The organism is Ktedonosporobacter rubrisoli (assembly GCF_004208415.1).
In the GTDB taxonomy this organism is placed as follows: Bacteria; Chloroflexota; Ktedonobacteria; order Ktedonobacterales; family Ktedonobacteraceae; genus Ktedonosporobacter; species Ktedonosporobacter rubrisoli.
On the sequence record NZ_CP035758.1, the window covers coordinates 9710483 to 9732208 of the forward strand.

Genomic DNA, 21726 nt, shown 5'->3' on the forward strand with positions numbered 1-21726 from the left:
AACTCAGGTAACGCGGGTTTTGTGAAATAATAGGGTTTTGTAAGTAATAAAGATCGGGTAATAGGTTAATGGCAAAAAAACTTGTAATCGTAGAATCACCCGCCAAAGCCAAAACGATTGAGAAATTTCTTGGTCGCGATTTTGTTGTCTTGGCTTCAATGGGTCATATCATAGATCTGCCTAAAAAAGGCCTGGGTGTAAATACGCGGAAGAATTTTGTGCCTCAGTATGAGGTAATTGAGAAGAAAGACAGATTAATAGATGAGTTGAAGAAGGCTTCCTTGCGCGCCGATGAAGTATACCTGGCCCCTGACCCCGACCGTGAAGGCGAGTTCATTGCCTGGTCCTTGAAGAATATCTTAGGATTACAGAACCCACACCGTGCAGTTTTCCATGAAATTACAAAGCGAGCGGTGCAGGAGGCGATTAAAAAGCCGCGCGAAATTGATGAGGACCTCTTTAATGCTCAGCAAGCCCGTCGCGTTCTTGATCGGCTGGTGGGCTATAAGATTAGTCCGTTGCTCTGGCGCCGGATTCAATCAGGCACAAGCGCTGGACGTGTGCAGTCGGTAGCTCTGCGCCTGATCTGTGATCGCGAGGCTGAGATCCGGGCTTTTGTGCCGGAGGAATACTGGAGTATTACGGCAACTCTGAGTAAGCAGAAGCAAAAAGAGCGCTTTGAGGCTACGTTAATTACGCGTCTCAAAGATATGGCGATGCTGAATGAGGAAGCTAACGAGGGCGAAGAGCAGAATGGCGCCGAGGGGCAAAATACGGCCGGAGCGAAAAAAGAGAAGGGGCGAATCAAGGTTGGTTCTAAGGAAGAGGCAGATGCTATCCTTGCCGATCTACAAGGGGCTACCTATAGTGTGCTGAAGTATGAAGAACGTGAGCAGCGGCGGCAGCCGTATTTGCCTTATACAACCAGTACAATGCAGCAGGATGCCTCAGTTCGCCTCTACTTTAAGCCAAAGAAGACTATGAGCCTGGCGCAGCAGCTCTACGAGGGCATCGAATTAGGTCAGCGTGGCCATCAAGGCCTCATTACCTATATGCGTACCGATTCGACGCGTATCTCAGATGAGGCGCAGGCGGCGGTGAAAACGTATATTGCCGGCGAACATGGTCAGAACTATGTTGGGCCCGGTCGTGTGGGCAAGGCTAAAGCCACAACGCAGGATGCGCACGAAGCAATTCGTCCGACCGATGTGAACTTGACTCCTCAAGTGGTAAAGTCTTATCTGACGCCTGATCAGTTTAAGCTCTACAACTTAATCTGGAGGCGCTTTGTCGCAAGTTTTATGGCGGCGGCGATTTTTGATACTGTGCGCGTAGATATTGTGGCCAGGCAATATGTTTTCCGTGCTACAGGTTCAAATTTGAAATTTCCTGGCTTCTATGCGGTCTGGCCAAGGGAAGAGGATGAGAAAATTTTACCGGTCATGCAGGTAAAGGAAGAGCTGGATTTTCACGGCTTGAAGCCGGAGCAGCACTTTACGCAGCCCCCACCGCGCTTTACTGAGGCCAGCCTGATCAAAGAGCTGGAAGAGCAGGGGATCGGTCGTCCTAGTACTTATGTGCCTATCATCAGTACTATCCAGGATCGTGGATATGTCGATCAGGAACAGCGGCGCTTCCTGCCAACCTGGTTGGGCGAGACAGTCAATGACGTGATGAATAAGCATTTTCCTGAGATTGTCGATACGCGCTTTACTGCAGAGATGGAGCGCAAGTTGGATGAGGTAGAGGAAGGGCGCTATTCGTGGACTGAGTTCCTACATAGCTTTTACGGAGACTTCAAGGAGTCCATGAAGAAGGCGGAAGCCGAGATGGACCGGGTGCAGAAGCCTCTGGAGGAACTTGACGAGGTATGCCCGGAATGCGGGCGCAATCTGGTAATTCGCACGGGACGCTTTGGCCGCTTTATCTCCTGCTCTGGTTTTCCGGAATGCAGCTATCGTCGCTCTTTTGTCAATAAGACAGGAGCGCTGTGCCCGCTATGTAATGGGGATCTTGTGGAGCGCAAGACCAGGCAAAAGAAGCGCATCTTCTATGGCTGCGCAAACTATCCTACCTGCAACTTTGCGATCTGGGAGCGCCCTGTCCCTGACCTGTGTCCAAATTGTGGTGGCCTTATGGTTGTTCCTAAAGCGGGCCAGGCTCCTGTCTGCTATGCAGAATACGTTGCCGGACAGCGCGATGCTGAAGAAAAGCCTGTGCAAGAAAATGTGAAGAAAACGACGCGGACCAGTCGCAAGAAAGCTTCTACAACAGAGAGTACGGCAAAGGCCGCAAAGCCGAGCCGGCGGCGCACAACAGCAAAGAAGCAGGAGGAAGCTGACACGCCTGCCGAGGCCACGAATGGAACTGCTAAGCGTGCAACCACGCGTTCCAGCGCCACGCGCACGCGTAAAAGCGCCTCCTCTACTGGCAAGGCGACAACAAGGAGCAGAAGTACTGCTTCTAAAGAAAGTTCATCCGGCAAAACCAGAACCAGGGCTGCTAAGTAATCGAAAGAGGCATATGCAGGTGAACAGTGTGATATAATCACAAGGATAACTCACCACCCTCCCAATCGAGGTAAGTCTGCAATTATTGGAGGATTACATGCCGCATGCAGTGACGCTCATCCCTGGCGACGGGACAGGTCCCGAGATTACTGAGGCAACACGTCGCGTTCTTGAAGCTACTGGTGTTCAGTTCGACTGGGACGTGCGACAAGCGGGAGCGGAAATGCTGGAGAAATATGGCGCGGTTTTGCCCGATGAAGTCATTGAGTCGATCAAACGCACCAAGGTGGGGTTGAAGGGGCCGATCACTACTCCAGTTGGCAAAGGTCAACGCAGTGCTAATGTTACGTTACGCAAAAGGCTCGATCTCTATGCTAATCTTCGCCCTGCTAAAACCTATCAAGGGCTGCGTTCCCGCTATGAAAACATCGATCTGATTATTGTTCGTGAGAACACAGAGGATCTTTATGCGGGCATTGAGTTCCAGCGAGGCACTCCTGAGCAGGAGGAAATCCTGGAGATCATTGCTCGCACTACAGGACATCGGCTTGATCCCAATTCAGCGATGAGCATGAAATATATCTCTGTGGCTGCCACGCGTCGTATTGTCAAGTTTGCTTTTGAGTATGCCCGCGCTAATAGCCGGCGCAAGGTTACAGCTGTCCACAAAGCTAATATTATGCGCCTTTCGGATGGTCTGTTTCTGGCTACGGCCCATGAGGTGGCCAAAGAATATCCTGATATCCAGTATGAAGATCGTATCGTAGATAATATGTGTATGCAACTGGTACAGAAACCTGAACTTTATGATGTGCTTGTGTTGCCCAACCTCTACGGCGATATTATCTCTGATTTGTCGGCTGGATTAATTGGCGGATTAGGCGTGGCGCCGGGAGCCAATATCGGTAGTCAATATGCTGTCTTTGAGCCGGTGCATGGAAGTGCCCCTAAATATGCTGGTCAAAATAAGGTTAATCCAATGGCTATGATGTTCTCAGGGGTAATGATGTTGCGCCATCTCTGCGAGAGAGACGCGGCTAGCCGCCTGGAAAAGGCCTTGACGCAGGTAATTGCTGAAGGTAAGAATGTGACATATGATCTTAAGCCTCGCCCAGATGATCCTACTGCTGTAGGTACTTCACAGGTAGCAGATGCTGTCATTGAGAAGTTACAAAGATTCTAACGTTGCATCTGTGCAAATCTTTTGTTGAGAGGAAAATCGCGCCTTTGTGCAGGATCGGCCAGTCGAATTTTTATAAGCTTGCATTCTTTGGCCTGGCTTTCGTTCCGTACAAGTAAAATTTGAGTATCTAAATGGCCCGATTTAGGGGTATTCCGTTATGCTCTGGCGATCGGGCCGGTCACGGCGCTGCTGGATGTGGCATTGGTAGCGGGGTAGGAGTTGAGATGCGCATCTCAACCCCGCTAAAGGACGGCTCCTTACCTCGCAAGTTTAGTGAATTACGTTGTGAACAGCCCTTCACCCTGGCGTTGTGCCTACCCCGTTTGCTCAAGCCCTATAAAAAGATTTTAGCTGTTATTGCCACTTTAGATGTCAACTGATCTGCCGTTCTTGCGCCATTTATGACGGGCCTGGATATAGCGCACAGTTCCAGAGCGCGAGCGCATCATGATGGATGTTGTACGCGCGCCCCAGCCAAAGTATTGGACGCCATCAAGAAGTTCTCCGCTAGTGATACCTGTAGCCGCGAATGAGACATCAGTGCCCTGGACCAGATCGTCGGTCCGGTAGACGCGTTCAAGATCGATGCCCTCGGTCTTTAGCTTATCGCGTTCTTGCTCGTTACGCGGCCAGATTTTGCACTGGATTTCTCCGCCGATACATTTGATGGCAGCAGCGGCAAGCACGGCCTCTGGCGCTCCACCAACCCCCATCAGGACGTCAACGCCCCGGTAATCTTCCATGGCGGCCTGAATAGCTGCGGAGACGTCTCCATCTGTAATCAGCCGAATGCGCGCGCCAACTTCACGCACTTGCCTGATCATATCCTGGTGACGAGGGCGATCAAGCACGACAACGGTTAAATCATCGATGCGCGACTCGCGCGCGCGCGCGATGCGGTCAAGATTAACTGCCACAGGCGCATTGATGTCGATAACGTTTTTCATAGCCGGGCCAACTGCGATCTTTTCCATGTAAAATACGCCTGGAGGGGCCGCGAACATGGTGCCGCGTTCGGCCGTTGCTACTACGGCCAGCGCTCCAGGTAGACCTAGCGAGAGGAGTCTGGTGCCGTCTACAGGGTCAACCGCCACATCGACTTCGGGCTCTGCTCCGTTCCCTACCTGCTCACCGATGTAGAGCATAGGAGCTTCGTCTTTCTCTCCTTCACCAATGACAACAACGCCGTCCATATCAACACCGTCAAGGGCATGGCGCATGGCATCGACTGCTGCCTGATCAACCATCTCTTTATTGCCCTTGCCCATCCAGCGTCCAGCACTCAGCGCTGCGGCTTCGGTGACACGAACTAGCTCCATTGCCAGATTTCGCTCTCTTGTACCGGATCTTTCAAACCGTTCTTCCTGTTGTTGCATATGGTCCTCCTTGGGTTATATATTGACGTAGCGCGGATGCGTACGACAGTGCTCGGCTAATATGATAGCTCGCAGGCGCTCAACGGCTTCCTGAAGCTGGCCCTGGCGATTCACAATAATATAATCATAGTGATCTCGTTGGGCCAACTCGTTCTGTGCATCCATTAAGCGGCGACGAACTTCACTTTCCGTCTCTGTCTGACGGATGTTAAGGCGCGTCACAAGTTCTTCTACGGAGCCAGGTACCAGAAAGATAAAGGTGGCTCCTGGGAGCTTCTTGCGCACAGTTGCCGCTCCCTGGACATCGATTTTGAGCAGGACATCCCGGCCTGCATTTAAGTTATCCCTGATTGGCTGTAATGGCTGCCCATACCAGTTCCCATGGACATTTGCATGCTCAAGTAATTCATCATGGGTGAGCATGTGATCGAATGTCTCTTTACTGACAAAATAGTAAGGATTTCCTTCGCTTTCGCCCGGCCGTGGCGCGCGGGTGGTCACAGAAGCGACAACATGAAAATCCATGCCCTGTGCTCGCAGCGCGTTGATCACTGTGTCCTTCCCGGTTCCCGAGGGGGCCGAGAGGACAAAGAGCAGACCACGTTTGGCGCCCGGCTGAGATAGGGAGGGGCTAGTATTTTGCTGAGGTGCAGTTGGCTCTGTCTCAAGTTGCATACGTTTCTTCCTGGTGTTGCTCAAGATATTAGAGAGGATGAATGTACGAACAGACAATACTTTGCTATACTGTTCATCGACGAGCTTTCAAACCTGACTAATGAAACCGCCTTATCATAGGGCGGCCGATTGCTCATAGTCATATTGTACAACACAGTTTCAGAATTCCCATAACAAGCTATCATCTGATACAGAGCTTTTTCCATCGGTAATGCAGGTTGGCGAAGGGCCGCTGACAGGCGGCAGAACAACCAGGGATTTCCAGTTCCCCAAATTGGGATTGTGAAGGGGGCGTGAATTGGCCTTTCACCTGGAACTTGGGGCCACGCCCTAATTTCTCCTTCTCCCTCGCCGCTGCCAGGCGGCGGAATATCGAGAACTGGGAAGCTCAGCAGAACAACAAGCATTGGAAGGCCGTGTAATTGATATGCCATGTTCGGAGAGAAAGCTATTGGCTGAGTAGATATAGAATGGATGGTAAAGTATGCATGTAGATGCGATTACTCTGGCCGCGGTTGCTGACGAGTGGCGCACTTTGCTGGCTGGTGCGCGTATAGATACGATCATACAACCGACTGAACATGCTATAGCTCTGCAATGTTATGCGCCGGCTGCTCAGGAGCAGGGAGGACGGAATCGCTGGCTCTATCTCTCGGCCCATCCGCAGATGGCACGTGTACATTTGACCGCGCTCAAACCTGCGAAAATGGCCAGCGAGCCGCCCACGTTTGTTATGTTGTTGCGCAAATATCTGGAAGGGGCCCGTATTGAGCAGATCGTTCAGCCACGCTGGGAGCGCATGCTAGAGATTGTGGCTGGCTATCGCAGTAGCCCCGATAGCGATGAGCGCGTGCGGTTTCGCTTGATCGTCGAGGTGATGGGACGCCACAGCAATATCATTTTTTGCAATGAGCAAGGTCAGATTCTTGGTTGCTTGAAGCGCGTAGGGGCCGATGTGAATCGCTATCGCGTGGTGGCACCGGGAGTCGAATATGTGCCGCCACCGCCTCAGCAGCGCAGCCTTGCCGGTCGTTCCTTGCCGCGCCTGGAGCCGACAACTGTTACTGCGGCCCAGTTAGCAATCAGTGCGGTAGAAGAGAATGCTGTGGAGGTTCCGGAAAGTCCGCGGCGCAAAAGCTCGCGTGGGGAGCCCCGGCTGTGGCAGCTATTGACTGATCACCTGCTTGGCTGCAGCCCCCTGTTAGCGCGCGAGGCAGTCTTTCGCACAACTGAGGATGGTGAGACGCTACGCAAGAATGTCGATGAGTCCTTGTGGGAGGAACTGGCCTGGAATATACGCGAGCTGACTGCACTTTATGATACGCATGCCTGGCGTCCACAGCTTGTTGAGCGCGCGACTAGTGCAGCAGCAGAGCCGGCGAGGCCCGTGGCTTTTGCGCCTTACGTTCTGGAACAGTATGCCGTACTGCCGGAAATGCAAATACGCCAATCGCCCTCAATAAATGTGCTGCTCGATGAGTACTTTGCGCGTTCTGAGTGGAACGATGCCATGGAGGGCGTGCGAGCCCCTATCAGGAAAATTTTGCAAACGCATCTCGAACGCTGTAAGCGTAAGGCGGAACTCCTGCAGAAGGAGATGGAGGTCTCGGAAGAGGCGGCCAGCTATCGTCTGTTTGGGGATCTATTACTTGCTTATCAGCACGAGGTTCCTCGCGGACAGACGAGCATCGAGCTTGAGAATTTTCTTGAGGGCGATCAGTCTACCCAGCTTGTATCTGTGCCGCTGGACCCGCGCTTTGATGCAGTTGGCAATGCAAATCGCTTTTTCAATAAGTATCATAAATTGCGCCGCGCGCTCGAACTTGTGCCCGGACAGATCGAACAAAACGCTGTCGAGATGGCTACTATTGAGCAATTGTTAGCTGATCTGATGCTGGCTGAGACGCCTCCCGAGGTGGCGCTGGTGAAAGCTGAAGTGCAGACGGCTGGCTATATACGTGGCAAAGCGCTGCAGGATAAGAAGGCGTTAAAGGCGGCGAAGAAGGGTAAGGGCAATAAGCAAAAAGGGAAAGCTGTTCCTCCGGGCGGTGGCGTTCCATTGCAGTTGCGTAACCGCGATGGCTTTACGCTTCTGGTGGGAAAAAATAGCCGGCAGAATGAGGAGGTAACGTTCAGGCAGGCGGCTTCAACTGATATCTGGCTGCATGCGCGTGGCGTTCCCGGCGCGCATGTGATTATTAAGGCGGCCGGTCGTGAGATCCCACGCGGCACTATTGAGCGCGCGGCCAGCGTGGCGGCTTATTATAGCCAAGCGCGCGGTGGGAAAAATGTACCTGTTGACTATACCCTGCAACGCTATGTACGCCATATGAAGGGCGGCGGACCCGGTATGGTTACTTATGAGCGAGAACGTACAGTTTATGCCGAACCTGAGAGCACGGTCGAATAAATGCTTCTTATAGCCACGGTAAATTGATTAGTGGAATATGTTTGGGATGGCGCGAGGAGCAGGCTTTGGCCTACCCCTCGTCGCTTTGTCCGCAGCTCTGTCAGCACGGCATTACGTTGCGCCTTCTCTCCTCAACCTGTGCTGGAAAGAGAATGTTCATAGCGCTTGAGTCGTCTGCGCAAACTAAGCGTGGTATAGCGATTGTCGCGGTTTGCGAGAGCTTCTTAAAGATCCTGCCCGGTCTTAGCGCTCACGGGAAGAGCCAATCCCCATCTCCTCGCGATACTTAGTGACTGTTCGGCGGGCCAAAGGAATCCCCTGTACGTTGAGTAAGCGTGCTAACTCATCGTCGCTCAGGCGATGCCTGGGATCTTCGGATTGGATAAGTTCGCGCAAAATATCTTTGATACTGAGCGAGCTGTCGAAGAAATCTGAGAGCGGCATAAGGCGGCCATTGGGCAGTAATGCATATTTATTGGCGGTTGCCCTGCTAACCGTGCCCTCATCAAGATTCAAGCGCGCGGCGACCTCTGCGCGCGTAAGTGGCTGTAAATAACGTACACCCTTTTCTAGAAACTCCTGCTGATGATCTATCACAATCTCCATAACATGCTTGAGCGTTTGCCAGCGTCGATGAATACAATCCACAAAGAATCTGGCTCGATCGCGGTGATGGTGCATATAGCGCTGCACTTCATGGCTGGAAAGTTCCGCAGTTGGGGAACCTTGCTGGACTGAGTAGTTCGTCTCAATATGGAAGTTGTAGCGCTTTTCCTCGATCAGCTCTACTTCAAAGCCAATCTCGCCTTTGCGGATGATCACGTCAGGGCGTATATAGGTTACGCCGCTGCCCTGGCGGCTGGATCGTGTATCAGCCCTGTAGAGATGCGCTGGATAAGGATGTAGGGTGCTACGAATATACTGGCTGGCTCGCCTGACTTCTTGTTCGGGCGCCTTCAATTGCCTGGCGATTTCGTGGAATTGGTTGCGCCCGAGCTGTTCAAGATAGCCATCGATAAGAGCATAAGCAAGCGGATGAGGCTCCTTCAGCTCCTTGAGAGCCTCTAATTGGATGAGCAGGCATTCGCGCAGATTGCGAGCCCCTATGCCCAGCGGCTCCAGGGTCTGCAATTGATGGAGCACGTATTCGACGCGCTGCGTAGAGACGTCAAGATGCTCGGCAATCTCCTCGATGCCAATCTCCAGATAGCCACGCTCGTTAAGGTTGCCAACGAGCTGCTCGGCAATGGGCGCCTCTTCAGGAGCAATAAGCGTTTCTAGCTGTTGTAAGAGCATTTCTTCAAGCGTCTCGCCGAGAGAGATGTGGGCCAGAGGATCATACTCATCCTCGCTATCGACCTGGGCGAACCCATAATTGTCGATGTCGTAGAAGGTTTGTTGCTGGTATGCCCATTGTGGTTCCCCCTCGCTCTCGTAGGGTGCAGGAGCCTCATGTAAAGGCGCCAGTGGTTGCGTGGGTTGTGCGAAATGTCCACAAGCTGCGCAAATGTGCCCATACATAGGAGCTCCGCAAAAGAGACAGACTTTTTGCTCAATCACATCGAGCGCCGGATTCTCCATCTGCTCCTGGTTGACAGCATTCTCAAGCTCGTCCGAGGCCAGATGTAAAATAGTACTCGATGTGATAAGTCTTGCACTGACGCGCAAGGCATGTTCTGTTCTTGGTGTTGGTTCTAATCGCATACACGTCCCCTATCTTCCCCTCTTTCATCCCATTCACAGAATGATTTTAGATCCACCCTCGCTTAACTAAGGCAGCGTGGGCAGCCTCTTGCTCTGCTGTTTGCTTATTTCTTCCCTGGCCCCTACCAGCAACCTCTTTCCCCAATAATACTTCGACTGTGAACTCACAATTATGAGATGGTCCTTCCTGGCTAACCAGGCGATAAGATGGAGTAATACCCTCCCGTGCTTGTGCCAGTTCCTGGAAGAGAGATTTGTTATCCTTGAAGAGTTTTTTATCAACAATAGTGTGTGCCAGTGGCTCCAGACGAGGAAGTAAGAAACGCTGCACTACTTCCAGCCCCTGGTCCAGGTACATCGCTCCTAGAATTGCTTCGAAGGCGGAAGCAAGCACGCGCTGGCCGCCACCAGTGTGCTGCTCTCCCTTCCCCATAAGTAAGAAATTAATAAGGTTAATCTCACGGGCAAATGTGGCTAGCGTCTCAGTTCTTACCAGCACGGCACGCACATCTGTCAGCTCTCCTTCGGCAAGATGGGGAAATGTACGGTAGAGAAAATCTGCACTGATCAGGGCCAGAATGGAGTCGCCTAAAAATTCTAGACGTTCATTAGAGCTTCGGCCTTCTCCTGGAGTTTCATAGATATATGAACGATGAGTAAGGGCTAGATTCAGGAGCTTTGGGTCCTGAAAATGCATCCCTAGAATTTCTTCTAATTGTTCGTGCATTAATATACCTCTAATTGCACAGGTGGCTCCTTTGAGTTTGCGCTTAGTAGCCTCATAATATGTTAGACTTTTGGTCCGACACAGTGCTGGCTCTTTTGTCAGATTGAAGGCATTATTATGTCTTTGTAAGGGGACACAGAACCGGTGTTGCGGGCGCTAAACTGATTAATACTATTCAATCAGCGCGACCTGCAAGTAATATGAAGCAAAGGTGCCGACTTGTGCTCATGTATAAGGTCCTTAAAAACTACCTGTTCTGAATTTCTGTCGACATTGTAACGCGTTTTTCGCGAGACCGCAACGCTTGGGTGTGCAAAGTGAACGTGTCACTTCTCTCTCTTTAGTGCTTAAGTTGATGTATCCATGAAATTTGTTCCTAAAATCTAATTTAAGTCGAATAATGTAATATGCCTTGTCGTTTGCCTGCTCTTACATAAAAAGCAGAAATTTAAGTAGAGTAGAATTCCTATCAATATGCATAAAAAGCAGGGATAGAGGCAGCTCAGGTAAAGGCGAAAGCGTGGTTCTCTTTCTTAAGAGGACACTTCCGCAATTCTTTCATAGAATAGTATGCTTAATGCTGCGCACTGTTTATAAAATAGCACAGCCTGGATAGTTTGCATACAGCTACTTTCGCTGCTTCCCTAATATAGAAGAGATTAGCATAATTGTGTAAGCTGGTCAAGAATAATTACATGTGGATGGTTTTAGATATATGTATTGGTTTATATTGCATATATATATTTTGCGATTTCTGTGGTATACTTATGACATAACCTGTTTTTGCGTATGAGACAAAGGCGACTCTTTTTCATGCATCCATAGGGAACAACGGGCAGGATGCGAAGGAGGCTCTGCTATGTGCGGCAAGGTGGTCGCTGATTCTTCACAGTCATCACTTCCAATACCTGAAGTATTTCGTTTTTCTCCACGCCCCAATCAAGCTCATAAGATTCATTGGCGTTCCTGGGGCAAAGACGCGTTTCAGGAAGCTATCCAACAGGATAAGCCTATTTTCCTAATGATTATGTCGTCCTGGTGCCAATGGTGCCATATTATGGATGAGACAACCTTATCAGAGCCCAGTATTATTAGTATTATTAATAATGACTATATTCCTATACGCGTAGATAGCGATATACGCCCTGATGTGAATCAGCGCTACAACCAGAATGGTTGGCCCAGTGTCGCTCTCTTATCCTCGGAGGGAGAGATCCTTTGGGGGGGCGTGTATGTGCCTCCCAAGCAAATGCTCTACTACCTTGGCTATGTGAGACGTTACTATAGCGAACATCGCCTGGAAATTGCCGAGCAAGTACGCGATCTCCAGGATCGGCGCTTTACTCGCAGTCTCACGCAAGTCCTGCCGGGCAGCGGATTGCGGCCCTTGCTTTCAGAAGAGCGTGTCGCGTTAGAGGATCTACCGCGGGCGGCGGGAGCAGTGCTGCGAGACCTTTTTGATGCCGATTATGGCGGCTTTACGATCCATCCACATCTCAAATTCCCCCATGCCGAGGCTTTAGAGCTCTTATTAATGCTCTCCCGCGATAAGCAGCCCGAGGCGCTAGAGATGGTCTGTTATTCTTTGTCCCAGATGCGCGATGGAGGTTTATGGGATAAGGAAGAAGGCGGCTTTTTCCGCTATTCGGCTGCCAGCGATTGGAGCATGCCGCATACTGAGAAAATGCTTGAGGAAAATGCTGCCATGCTGCGCCTTGTAGCCTTGACCGCACACGCGACGCAAGACCAGCAATGGTTTGACCTGGCTAAGCGCTTGCTGCTGTATGTAAATAACACACTCTGGCAACCGCAAAGCTGTCTGTTTTCTGGCAGCCAGAGCGCCGATGAGGAGTACTATGAGCCTGGGCCTTACTCTCGTGCTTCGCGTGAGGCCCCTCATGTAGATACCACGATCTATACAGCCTGGAACGCGCGTATGATCTCTTCTTATTTCCTTGCCTCCAAGCTCTTGAACTATCCTTCGCTAGATAGCATTGCCATGCGCGCCCTTGATGCTTTATGCGAGCGCATGATGCACCGGGATGGCTGTGTCTATCATTATGCTATTGATGGCTCTCCTGCCCTGCCGGGACAACTTACAGATCTTGTATGGTTGGGGCATGCTTTGCTAGATGCTTATGAGTTGCACGAACACAAACGCTACCTTGAAACCGCGATTGCTTTGATGCATTTTGCCTGCCAGGAATTGTTGGATAAAGAGAGTGGCCTCTTTTACGATTATCCTGTAGATCCTGAGGCCATGGGACGTTTGGCCGTACGTAGTCAGCCGCTTGCAGAGAATGCAGTTGCCGCCGAGTGTTTGTTGCGGATGGCGGCCTATAGCAAGCGCGCAAATCTGCGCGATACCGGTCTACTTGTGCTTTCCAGCTGCCTTAACAAATACTATCGGACCGGCATCCAGGGAGCGATTTATGCCTGCGTAGTTGCGCAGGCCATCGAGAATAAATGGCTCTAGGGAAAGGCCAGTCTCGTGATTTTTATGGCTTTGCCGCGTGTTGCGTATGGAGCATTTTTGTCAGTTCACTTACCACATCGTAACGACGGTAAGAAGGCATGAGATAGACGCCCTGGACGTAACCGTGCGCTTCGGCGAGTAATTCCTGGGCCAGTGTAAGCCCCTCTTCGTGACCATGGTCTCCAGCGGCTTTCATGCGCGCACGCACATCGTCAGGAATGGTAATGCCTGGCACCTCGTTGTGCAGATATTCAGCATGGCGCGAGCTATGCAAGGGAATGCAGCCGAGGATGACAGGGATGGGTGGTTTCCCCACTCGCTTGAGGAAGCGTTCCAGGGGCGCAAGCTCATAGATTGGCTGGGTCATTATAAACTGTGCGCCTGCCTCAAGCTTTTTCTGATATTTCTCAATTTCTTGCTCGACTTCCTCGTCGGTCATATTCAGGTTAAGGGCGCAGCCGATGTGGAACGATGCCCTGGCCCCAATTGAGGAATCCGAGGCCGAATGGCCCTCGTTCATGCCGCGCAAGACCTGAATTAAGCCGATCGAATCGATATCCCACACGCCGGTTGTATTGGGATAATCGGCCACGCGCAGCGGATCTCCTGAGAGCGCAAGCACGTTTCTAATTCCCAGGGCGTGAGCGCCAAGCAATTCGGACTGGATGGCCATCAGGTTGCGATCACGAGTCGTGAAATGGATGATTGTCTCGATGCCCAGATGATCCTGGATTAAGCGAGCCAGAGCCATGCAGCTCATGCGCACACGAGCCATAGGGCTATCAGCGATATTGATACAATCCACCCCGGACTTTTGCAGTAATGCAGCCCCCTCCAGGATCTTGGCCGGATTCAGGCCCATGGGTGGGTCCAGCTCTACGCTGACCACGAACTCGCCAGCAGCAAGCTTTTCTTGCAAGCGGGTCCTGGTGCCCTGCTGTGGAAGGATCACTTCTTCCTCAACAACGCCGGCAATAATGGCTTTGCCGTTAGTCTTTGCTGACTCTGCTGCGGGAGTTGCGATGCCACTGAATTGAGCGCGCTTGCCATAGTGCTCATCAAGAGCCTGGCGCATAGCCGCGATATGGCGGGGAGTCGTGCCACAACAACCACCTATCAGATGTACACCGGCCTGGGCAAAGCGTAAAGCGTAATCGGCAAAGTAGTCGGGGGTGGAGACGTAAAAAAAGCGATTCCCGATACGCGTTGGCAAACCTGCGTTGGGGAGTGCTGAGAATAAGGGCGGCCTGCTACTATTCATCTCTGTCGTCTGCTTGACGGCGGCGATCATTTCGCTAAGAACATCAAGGGTTGCGGCGGGCCCTACGCTGCAGTTGGCGCCGATGACATCAACGTCAAGGTCCCGTAAGACCGTGGCCACGCGGGCCGCCGATTGCCCGGCTAGCGTGTGCGCATCTTCATGGAAGCTCATCTGGGCTATAATGGGCAAGTCGCCAACTTCTTTGGCTGCCAGGACGGCTTGCCGTAGCTCTGATAAGTTTGAGAAGGTTTCGAGGATTATTAGGTCAACGCCTCCAGCCTGCAGAGCTTCAATCTGCTCACGAAAGATAGAGCGCAGTTCGTTCAAGCGGTGTTCGTCTGGAGCCTGCAAGGGCCGACCGCTGGGGCCAACTGCACCAGCGATAAAAGCAGATTGCCCGGCGATCTCACGCGCATGTATGGCAAGCTTGGCGGCCTTTATATTAATCTCGCGCACCTTCTCGCTCAAGTCATGGGCTTCTAGTTTGGCCCGGTTTGCGCCAAAGGTATTTGTTTCGATAATTTGCGCGCCGGCATTGATGTATTCGCCGTGAATACTTTGAATGAGCTCGGGTTGGCTCAGATTAAGCGCATCGAAACATTCTTTATAGGCTACGCCTCGTGCATAGAGCAAGGTTCCCATTGCGCCGTCACCGAGGACAGGGCCTTGCCTGAGTTGATCTAGTAGCTGGTGCTCCATAGTAAATTGTTTCTCTCCACCGTCTTATATTCAATATATCGCTGCCTTTATTGTACCTCGTTTTGGCTACTTGTAAAATAAAATGGCAACAAAAAAAGGGCGGCCCCAGGGCCACCCTTTTCTAATAAAGAACTCGCTAGCCTTTATTGGCGTTTACCTTCACGACACGAGCCTTGGCATGCTCAGCCTTGGGCAGCTTGAGGGTAAGGATCCCATCGTTATAGCTGGCCTCGGCGCCATCGGCGTTAATCGCGGCGGGCAAGGTGAAAGATTGCTGAGACTGGCTGGACTGGAAGCCATGCCAGTGAGATGTCGCGTTTTCAGGAATCTCTACTTTTGTCTGCCACTTCAGGGTTACTGTGTCCTGCTGCGCGGTAATCTCAACATCCTCTGGCTTTACACCGGGCATAGGAACCTGCAGGGTGAAGCCCTCCGAAGTCTCAAACAGATTGCTGCTCGCTCCACGTCCGCTTAGTAGACCGGCCCGAGGAGAGATAAAGCTATCTTCAAAGAGGCGGTCCATTGCCTCGCGAAGCGAAACAACATCGTTAAAGGGGTTATAGCGTGTAATGTTTGCCATAGATGTATCTCCTTCTTGCATTGTTATTAAGTATTTTTCCCTGGATGGGTTTGTAAATCCTACTCAATCTGTCTCTTGTTTGTTGCTCTGTGTGTAGTATATACCTGGAAATATTAGAGCAACGTTTGCAATGTATAAGAGAATTGTTAGAAAACTTGATAGCTCATCTGTCAAGTTTTCTCCCCTCGACGAGTTTCGCGCATTCTGCTACAATGCAGGCAATCATTAGAAAATCAGTGTATAGCTTGGGAGGATTGCGTGTCGAGATCAAAAGATATTGAATATCTCTTAAGACGAGGGGTAGCACAGGTCGAGAAGGAAGCCGATCTGCGCCGCATGCTTGTTGAAGGGAATAAGGGAGAGCCTCTTAGGGTCAAGCTGGGCGTTGATCCCACGCATTATGAATTGACGATTGGGCACGCTGTGGTTTTCCGTAAGCTGCGCCAGTTCCAGCGTCTGGGGCATAAAACAGTTCTGGTTATTGGTGACTGGACGGCGCGCCTTGGCGATCCCAGTGGAAGAGAAGAGGCCCGCAAGCCCTTAACGGAAGAACAGGTCAATGCCAATGCCTCTACCTACCTTGAGCAGTTCTTCCGCATCGTTGATCGTGAGCAGACGGAGATACGTCGGCAGAGCGAGTGGTTCGATAAGTTTGCGCTTGGCGATGCGATTAAGCTGTTGGGTTATAAGACCGTAGCCCAGATGTTAGAGCGCGACGATTTCTCAAAACGTTATAAGAGTGGTATTGAAATTTATCTTGCTGAGTTTATGTATCCGCTTTTGCAAGCCTATGACTCGGTAGCGCTACGGGCAGATGTGGAGATTGGCGGTACTGACCAGACCTTTAATCTATTGGTTGGACGCGAGCTACAGCCGTCCTTTGGGCAGGCTTCCCAGCAGATCTTGACAGTCAATCTGATCGTGGGATTAGACGGCGTGAAGAAGATGGGCAAGTCGCTTGATAATTATATTGCGATTACGGCCCCGGCCAATGATATGTTTGGCAAATTGATGTCGTTGCCTGATCATGCCATGCGCATCTACTTTGAGGCGCTCACGGATGTCTCTGATGAGGAGCTCAATGAGTTTGAGCAGAAGATAGCTGAAGGGACACTCAATCCGCGCGATGTGAAATTACGGATGGCGCGCGAGATTGTTACGGAGTTCCATGATGGACAGGCGGCAGAGCAGGCTCAAGAGGCCTTCATTCGTCAGTTCTCTGAGCGCAAAGTGCCCAGCGATATACCTGAATATCGCCTCAGCGCGCCAAAAAATATTGTTGAGCTGATAGCCGAGGCGAAGCTGGCGGCCAGCAATAATAAGGCACGCGAGTTGATTCGGCAAGGGGGCGTTCAATTCTTGCCGACCGGTGAAATGAGCAAGGCAGAGCGCGTGGCCGATCCTGAATTTATCGTACCCGCTTTAGATGGAGCTGTCCTTAAAGTTGGCAAGCGTCAGTATATCCGCATCAGAGCGTAGGCGAGTACGTTAGTGGAGATATGTTTTGTGCCTTGCTATGCTAAAAGAGAAAAGAAATGATCTCCATTAACGTATTTCATATAGCCTTTTGTAAGCTTTAAACTAAGAGAATTCGTAGCAGGAGGGCCAGATTATGCCACGGGCAACTATTGGTGTTATTGGCGGTAGTGGATTGTATCGCATGGAACAGATGACTGAGGTTGAAGAGGTGAAAGTCAAGACGCCCTTTGGTGATCCTAGCGATGTAATTACGATTGGGAAAGTTGCCGGCGTGCCAATGGCTTTTCTGCCACGTCATGGGCGCGGCCATCGTATCAATCCCAGCGCGATACCCGTGCGCGCAAATATCTGGGCCTTAAAGAGTCTTGGCGTAGAGTGGGTTATATCGGTTAGCGCGGTGGGCAGTCTGCGCGAAGAGATAGCGCCGCGTGATCTTGTCATTCCCGACCAGATTTTTGATCGCACGAAAAGCAGGGTTAATAGCTTCTTTGAGCAAGGGATAGTGGTACACTGCACCTTTGCCGATCCGTTCTGTCCAACCCTGAGCAAGCTCTTGTTGGAGACGGCTCGCGAGCAGGGAGATGTGAAGGTCCATGCTGGCGGTACATATGTATGCATGGAAGGTCCGCTGTTCTCCACAAGAGCCGAGTCAAATGTCTATCGTAAGCTGGGTATGGACATTATCGGCATGACGGCCCTGCCCGAAGCAAAACTGGCGCGTGAGGCTGAGCTATGCTATGCCATGATTGCCTGCGCCACCGACTATGATTGCTGGCATACCTCAGAAGAGTCGGTGACCGTGGAGATGGTCATCAATAATCTGAGTGCCAATATCGCTAACGCCCAGCACATTCTGCAGCGTGTGGCTGAGCGTATTCCCGCAGAGCGCTCGCATGTCAACTGCGACTGTCAGCATGCTCTGGCAAATGCCATCATGACTGATCGAGCGCAAATTCCGCAGGCCGTCAAAGAGCGCTATAGCTTGCTAATCGGCAAATATATGAGTTGACAAAATCCCCGTCCAGGGGTAAAATAGGGCTGTCTCGCAAAGGAAATATGTTCGAGTGGGACGGACCGATTTTCTTCCGGTCCTGTCGGTCGGCGTAATTGGGTCCTGCGCGGCAGATGTTCATGAACCCCGCCAGGTCCGTGAGGAAGCAACGGTAAATGGGCCTCTCTGGGTGTCGTGGGGTCGCCTGGTTACGCTGACCGGCAGGGCCGGGCGAAAGTCGGTTTTCTATGTCCCCTTTCTTAGTTGTCAGGGGGTCGGTTCGTGGCCCGTCATATGGATCTATCGGCGGGAGTTGTTTTATGGCCTCACAGTCTCTCTACCGCAAGTGGCGCTCTCAGACCTTCTCGGAAATGGTTGGTCAAGAGTTCGTCATTCGTACACTTAAGAATGCTCTCCACAGCGGCAATCTTGCCCATGCCTACCTCTTTGCCGGACCTAGAGGAACTGGTAAAACCAGCACTGCTCGACTTCTGGCTAAGACCATTAATTGCCTGAATCCTCAGGATGGCGAACCGTGTAACGAATGTGTGCAGTGCCGAGAAATTACCGCTGGCAATTCATTTAACGTCGTTGAGATCGATGCTGCCTCTAACCGCGGCATTGATAGCATCCGTGAATTGCGCGAAAAGGTAATGGTGCCGCCCTCGGCTGGCAAATATAAGGTCTATATCCTCGACGAAGCACACATGCTTACGACCGAAGCCTTCAATGCGTTGCTCAAGACTCTGGAAGAGCCACCCAATCACGCGATTTTTGTGATGGCAACCACAGATGTACATAAGATGTTGCCTACAGTATTGTCGCGTTGCCAGCGCTTCGATTTCAAGCGCTTTACTCTGCGCCAGATTGTTGAGCATCTGCAGTTTGTGGCTTCTCAGGAGCAGGTCACGCTGGAGAGTGGAGCGCCTGAGCTCATTGCGCGCGCTGCTGCAGGTGGCATGCGCGATGCTCTCAGTTTGCTGGATCAAGCGATAGCGTATTGCGGTCAGCACATTTCCCTTACCCAGGTGCAATCGATGCTGGGCGTGGCCGATCCGCGCGCTATCCAAAAGTTTATTGTGCATATTGCCAATCTCAATAGTGCAGAAGGTTTGCATCTGATTCATGAGCTGGCTGAAGCAGGGGCAGATCTGCGTCAGATTAATACCCAGGTTGCTGAATACTGGCGGGCTATGATGCTGGCTAAGGCGGGGGCCGATATCTCCGCGATTTTAGACAGTACAGAAGATGAGGTCCGCGAGATCCAACAAACTGCTCAGCTTTTCGAGCTACTGGAACTTGTTGAGTGTGCGCGCATATTTGCCCAGAATGATCTCATGCAGAAGAATCAGGGCACTCCTCAGCTCGGTCTGGAACTGGCATTGTTGGCAAGTGTTGAGCTTCATCGACGCGGACAGGCGGGTTTACCGCCAGCTGCCACGCCTGCTGTAGCTGCGTCACCTGCTGCTCCTGCCCAGGCTCAATTTGGCAGAAGTACACCTGCGCCTCAGGCTCAGTTCAGCAGGAGCGCGCCAGCTCCACAGCCTCAGCCGCGTACGCAGCCGCCTGTAAATGGCGCTCTTCAGCCACCATCTCCTGCGAATACTGGCGAGGAGCAGATGCCCTCCGCGCTGTTTATGCCCATTGAAGAGGCGCCAGAAGAGATTCCCAAAGCTACAGAGGCGCCCATAAATGTGGAGAGCGCGCCAGCTTTTCCCCAACCTGTGGCCGTTCAGGCGTTCGTGCCGTCAGTGGAAGCGCTGCCGAATGGGCAGGATGCTGATAGTGGTGAGCGGCCTGCGCTAAATCCACCTTCTCTATCTGTGGAACAGGTAAAAGAGCAATGGGAGTCAATTAAGCGGCGCATCAAGACCAAGAGAGATGGGGCAATGATTGCGGCTCTGCTAAACGACTATACAGTAGTCGCTATAGAAGGTAGTGCGGAGCTCCCGATAGTTGTCCTCAAGGCCTCTTCCGATTTCCATTACAAAACCTTGTCGCAGAAAAATGAGCGCCAAAAGATTATTGAATGGGCTCTAAAGCTTCAACTGGGCCAGGAGTGCCGTATCCGCTTGCTACCTCCTGGGGGAGGCGGCTTTGATAATGGGAGAAATTTCACTGGAAGTGGACCTTCTGCCCCGTTCTTGTCCACGGCTCCAGCCGGAGGAGGGGCGGCCTTCACTTCAGGGCCTTCTTCCCAGCCACAGAACAATCAGCCGGGCTTGCCCACGCAGGGGAGACCTGCCAATAAGTTAGATTCTGCTCCCGTGGCCGCAGTAATGGATGCGATTGCGACTACCAACCATTCGCCACTTGCCAGAACAAGTGTAGTGAGAGAGAATACCAGTATAGGGTCAGGAAAAATTGTAGAAACTGTGCGACCAGAAGAGACTCGCCAGGAAACCGTCAAGCATAAGGCAACCAGTGACCCGGTTGTCCAGGAGGTCGTCAGGATGTTTAAAGGCGAGATCAAAGAATTTCATTTGAAGTAAGGAGTGTGATACTTTAATGAACATGCGCGAAATTCAGAAGATGCAGCAGAGATTAATGAAGCTGCAGGAAGAACTGGAGGCCAAGCAGTTTGTGGGCACGGCTGGCGGCGGGGCTGTAGCGGTCACCATGAGCGGTAAGTTTGAAGTTTCTGATGTCAAGATTGACCCCGAAGCTTTTAACGCTGAAGATATTGCCGAGTTGGAGGCAATGATAAAAGCTGCGGCCAAAGATGCCTTTGATAAGGCCACTGATGCACAGCAAAAGCTTCTTAGCAGTGCAACTGGCGGCATGAAGATTCCTGGACTATTCTAAAACAATGAGCGAAATTGCACCACCAGTGGCAGCTCTCATTGAAGAGTTTGCCAAGCTGCCTGGGATTGGCGGAAAAACGGCACAGCGCCTTACCTTTTTCATTCTGCGTAGCCCAACCGATCAAGCTCGTCGCCTGGCTGAGGCGATTATGCGCGTGAAAGAAAGTATTGTCTATTGCTCACGCTGCTTTAACTTTACTGAGACAGATCCCTGTCCGATTTGTAGCAACCCTGCTCGCGATCAGGGAGTGATTTGTGTGGTGGAGAAACCTCTTGACGTCCTGGCTCTTGAGAAAACTGGCGTGCATAAGGGGGTGTACCATGTCCTGCATGGCGCCTTATCTCCTATGAATGGCATCGGGCGCAAAGATATTCGTATCGATGAACTTTTAAAACGTGTGAAGAGCGGAGAGGTGCGCGAGATAATCCTTGCGACAAACCCCAATACTGAAGGCGAACTTACAGCGCGCTATATCGAGCAGGATCTTAAGCGGGAGGCGGGCGTGTCTGGCCTGCGTATAACTACCCTGGCCCGCGGCTTGCCAACAGGAGGAGACCTTGAATACGCGGATGAGGGCACGCTAAGCCGAGCCCTCGAAGGGCGACGCGAGATGTAGGCAGAGGCCCTTCCCCTGGCATCTCCGCCGCTGCGCTCTTCTCTTAGTGGCCACTAGCCCATCTTGCTTGACATGCAGTAGAACTTATGGTACTCTTGTTCTACTCCGGAGGTAGCAGAAGAGAGTGCTGGTTTCCGACTTTTCGCCCACGCTGAAGAATAGATACTTAGAGCATATGATTGGGAGATGCATAGCTTAACCAGGACACCCTTCGCATTCGTATCTGTCCTTGCC

General features: G+C 51.6%; 16 protein-coding genes and 1 other RNA gene. 11 read left to right on the top strand and 6 right to left on the bottom strand.

All coding sequences use genetic code 11. From position 1 onward, the window contains the following. Nucleotides 1-68: 68 nt before the first annotated feature. The 3 genes from topA to EPA93_RS41695 all read left to right on the top strand — a co-directional run bounded on the left by topA (nucleotide 69) and on the right by EPA93_RS41695 (nucleotide 4073). On the top strand, nucleotides 69-2510 hold the full coding sequence (topA, locus tag EPA93_RS41685; RefSeq protein WP_129893217.1) for a type I DNA topoisomerase: 2442 nt from the start codon (nucleotides 69-71) through the stop codon (nucleotides 2508-2510). 97 nt (nucleotides 2511-2607) lie between these two features. Beyond that, the gene (locus tag EPA93_RS41690) at nucleotides 2608-3693 is read left to right on the top strand and encodes an isocitrate/isopropylmalate dehydrogenase family protein (RefSeq protein ID WP_129893218.1); all 1086 of its coding nucleotides are present in this window, start codon (nucleotides 2608-2610) and stop codon (nucleotides 3691-3693) included. Nucleotides 3694-3824: 131 nt separating this feature from the next. Further along, on the top strand, nucleotides 3825-4073 hold the full coding sequence (locus EPA93_RS41695; RefSeq protein ID WP_129893219.1) for a hypothetical protein: 249 nt from the start codon (nucleotides 3825-3827) through the stop codon (nucleotides 4071-4073). On the opposite strand, the gene glpX is transcribed toward EPA93_RS41695, so the two are convergent. Beyond that, nucleotides 4059-5069 carry a class II fructose-bisphosphatase gene (gene glpX / locus EPA93_RS41700; protein WP_129893220.1) on the bottom strand — a complete coding sequence of 337 codons (1011 nt, stop codon included), beginning with the start codon at nucleotides 5067-5069 and terminating at the stop codon, nucleotides 4059-4061. The two genes, EPA93_RS41695 and glpX, sit on opposite strands and share 15 nt — an antisense overlap. A gap of 15 nt (nucleotides 5070-5084) precedes the next feature. Further along, a complete protein-coding gene (gene gmk / locus EPA93_RS41705; protein ID WP_129893221.1) occupies nucleotides 5085-5744 on the bottom strand; it encodes a guanylate kinase in 660 nt (219 codons plus the stop codon). A 484-nt stretch (nucleotides 5745-6228) separates the two neighbouring features. On the opposite strand from gmk, the gene EPA93_RS41710 reads away from it, so the two are divergent. Then, on the top strand, nucleotides 6229-8154 hold the full coding sequence (locus EPA93_RS41710; RefSeq protein ID WP_129893222.1) for an Rqc2 family fibronectin-binding protein: 1926 nt from the start codon (nucleotides 6229-6231) through the stop codon (nucleotides 8152-8154). Nucleotides 8155-8397: 243 nt separating this feature from the next. On the opposite strand, the gene rpoN is transcribed toward EPA93_RS41710, so the two are convergent. Continuing rightward, entirely contained in the window at nucleotides 8398-9858 is a 1461-nt protein-coding gene (rpoN, locus tag EPA93_RS41715) for an RNA polymerase factor sigma-54 (protein ID WP_129893223.1), read from the bottom strand. Between the two features lie 46 nt (nucleotides 9859-9904). Then, nucleotides 9905-10585, bottom strand: a complete 681-nt coding sequence (gene rnc, locus EPA93_RS41720) for a ribonuclease III (RefSeq protein WP_129893224.1) — start codon at nucleotides 10583-10585, stop codon at nucleotides 9905-9907. A gap of 859 nt (nucleotides 10586-11444) precedes the next feature. On the opposite strand from rnc, the gene EPA93_RS41725 reads away from it, so the two are divergent. After that, nucleotides 11445-13061, top strand: coding sequence for a DUF255 domain-containing protein (locus EPA93_RS41725; protein ID WP_129893225.1), 1617 nt, complete (start codon nucleotides 11445-11447; stop codon nucleotides 13059-13061). Between the two features lie 22 nt (nucleotides 13062-13083). On the opposite strand, the gene EPA93_RS41730 is transcribed toward EPA93_RS41725, so the two are convergent. Together EPA93_RS41730 and EPA93_RS41735 are read right to left on the bottom strand one after the other, a co-directional pair. Further along, a complete protein-coding gene (locus EPA93_RS41730; RefSeq protein WP_129893226.1) occupies nucleotides 13084-15021 on the bottom strand; it encodes a bifunctional homocysteine S-methyltransferase/methylenetetrahydrofolate reductase in 1938 nt (645 codons plus the stop codon). Nucleotides 15022-15157: 136 nt separating this feature from the next. Then, nucleotides 15158-15601, bottom strand: coding sequence for an Hsp20/alpha crystallin family protein (locus EPA93_RS41735; RefSeq protein WP_165423744.1), 444 nt, complete (start codon nucleotides 15599-15601; stop codon nucleotides 15158-15160). A gap of 258 nt (nucleotides 15602-15859) precedes the next feature. Here EPA93_RS41735 and tyrS point away from each other — a divergent pair, with 258 nt between their 5' ends. The 6 genes from tyrS to recR all read left to right on the top strand — a co-directional run bounded on the left by tyrS (nucleotide 15860) and on the right by recR (nucleotide 21492). After that, nucleotides 15860-17080 (top strand): tyrosine--tRNA ligase, encoded by a 1221-nt coding sequence (gene tyrS, locus EPA93_RS41740; protein WP_129893228.1) that lies wholly within the window; start codon nucleotides 15860-15862, stop codon nucleotides 17078-17080. A gap of 133 nt (nucleotides 17081-17213) precedes the next feature. Beyond that, the gene (gene mtnP, locus EPA93_RS41745) at nucleotides 17214-18089 is read left to right on the top strand and encodes an S-methyl-5'-thioadenosine phosphorylase (RefSeq protein ID WP_129893229.1); all 876 of its coding nucleotides are present in this window, start codon (nucleotides 17214-17216) and stop codon (nucleotides 18087-18089) included. A gap of 96 nt (nucleotides 18090-18185) precedes the next feature. After that, an RNA gene (gene ffs / locus EPA93_RS41750) (signal recognition particle sRNA small type) lies at nucleotides 18186-18285 on the top strand. Between the two features lie 106 nt (nucleotides 18286-18391). Further along, complete coding sequence (gene dnaX, locus EPA93_RS41755) at nucleotides 18392-20563, top strand: DNA polymerase III subunit gamma/tau (RefSeq protein ID WP_165423745.1); 2172 nt, start codon at nucleotides 18392-18394, stop codon at nucleotides 20561-20563. 16 nt (nucleotides 20564-20579) lie between these two features. Further along, nucleotides 20580-20876, top strand: coding sequence for a YbaB/EbfC family nucleoid-associated protein (locus tag EPA93_RS41760; RefSeq protein WP_129893231.1), 297 nt, complete (start codon nucleotides 20580-20582; stop codon nucleotides 20874-20876). 4 nt (nucleotides 20877-20880) lie between these two features. Continuing rightward, nucleotides 20881-21492 (top strand): recombination mediator RecR, encoded by a 612-nt coding sequence (gene recR / locus EPA93_RS41765; protein ID WP_129893232.1) that lies wholly within the window; start codon nucleotides 20881-20883, stop codon nucleotides 21490-21492. The last annotated feature ends 234 nt before the right edge of the window (nucleotides 21493-21726 follow it).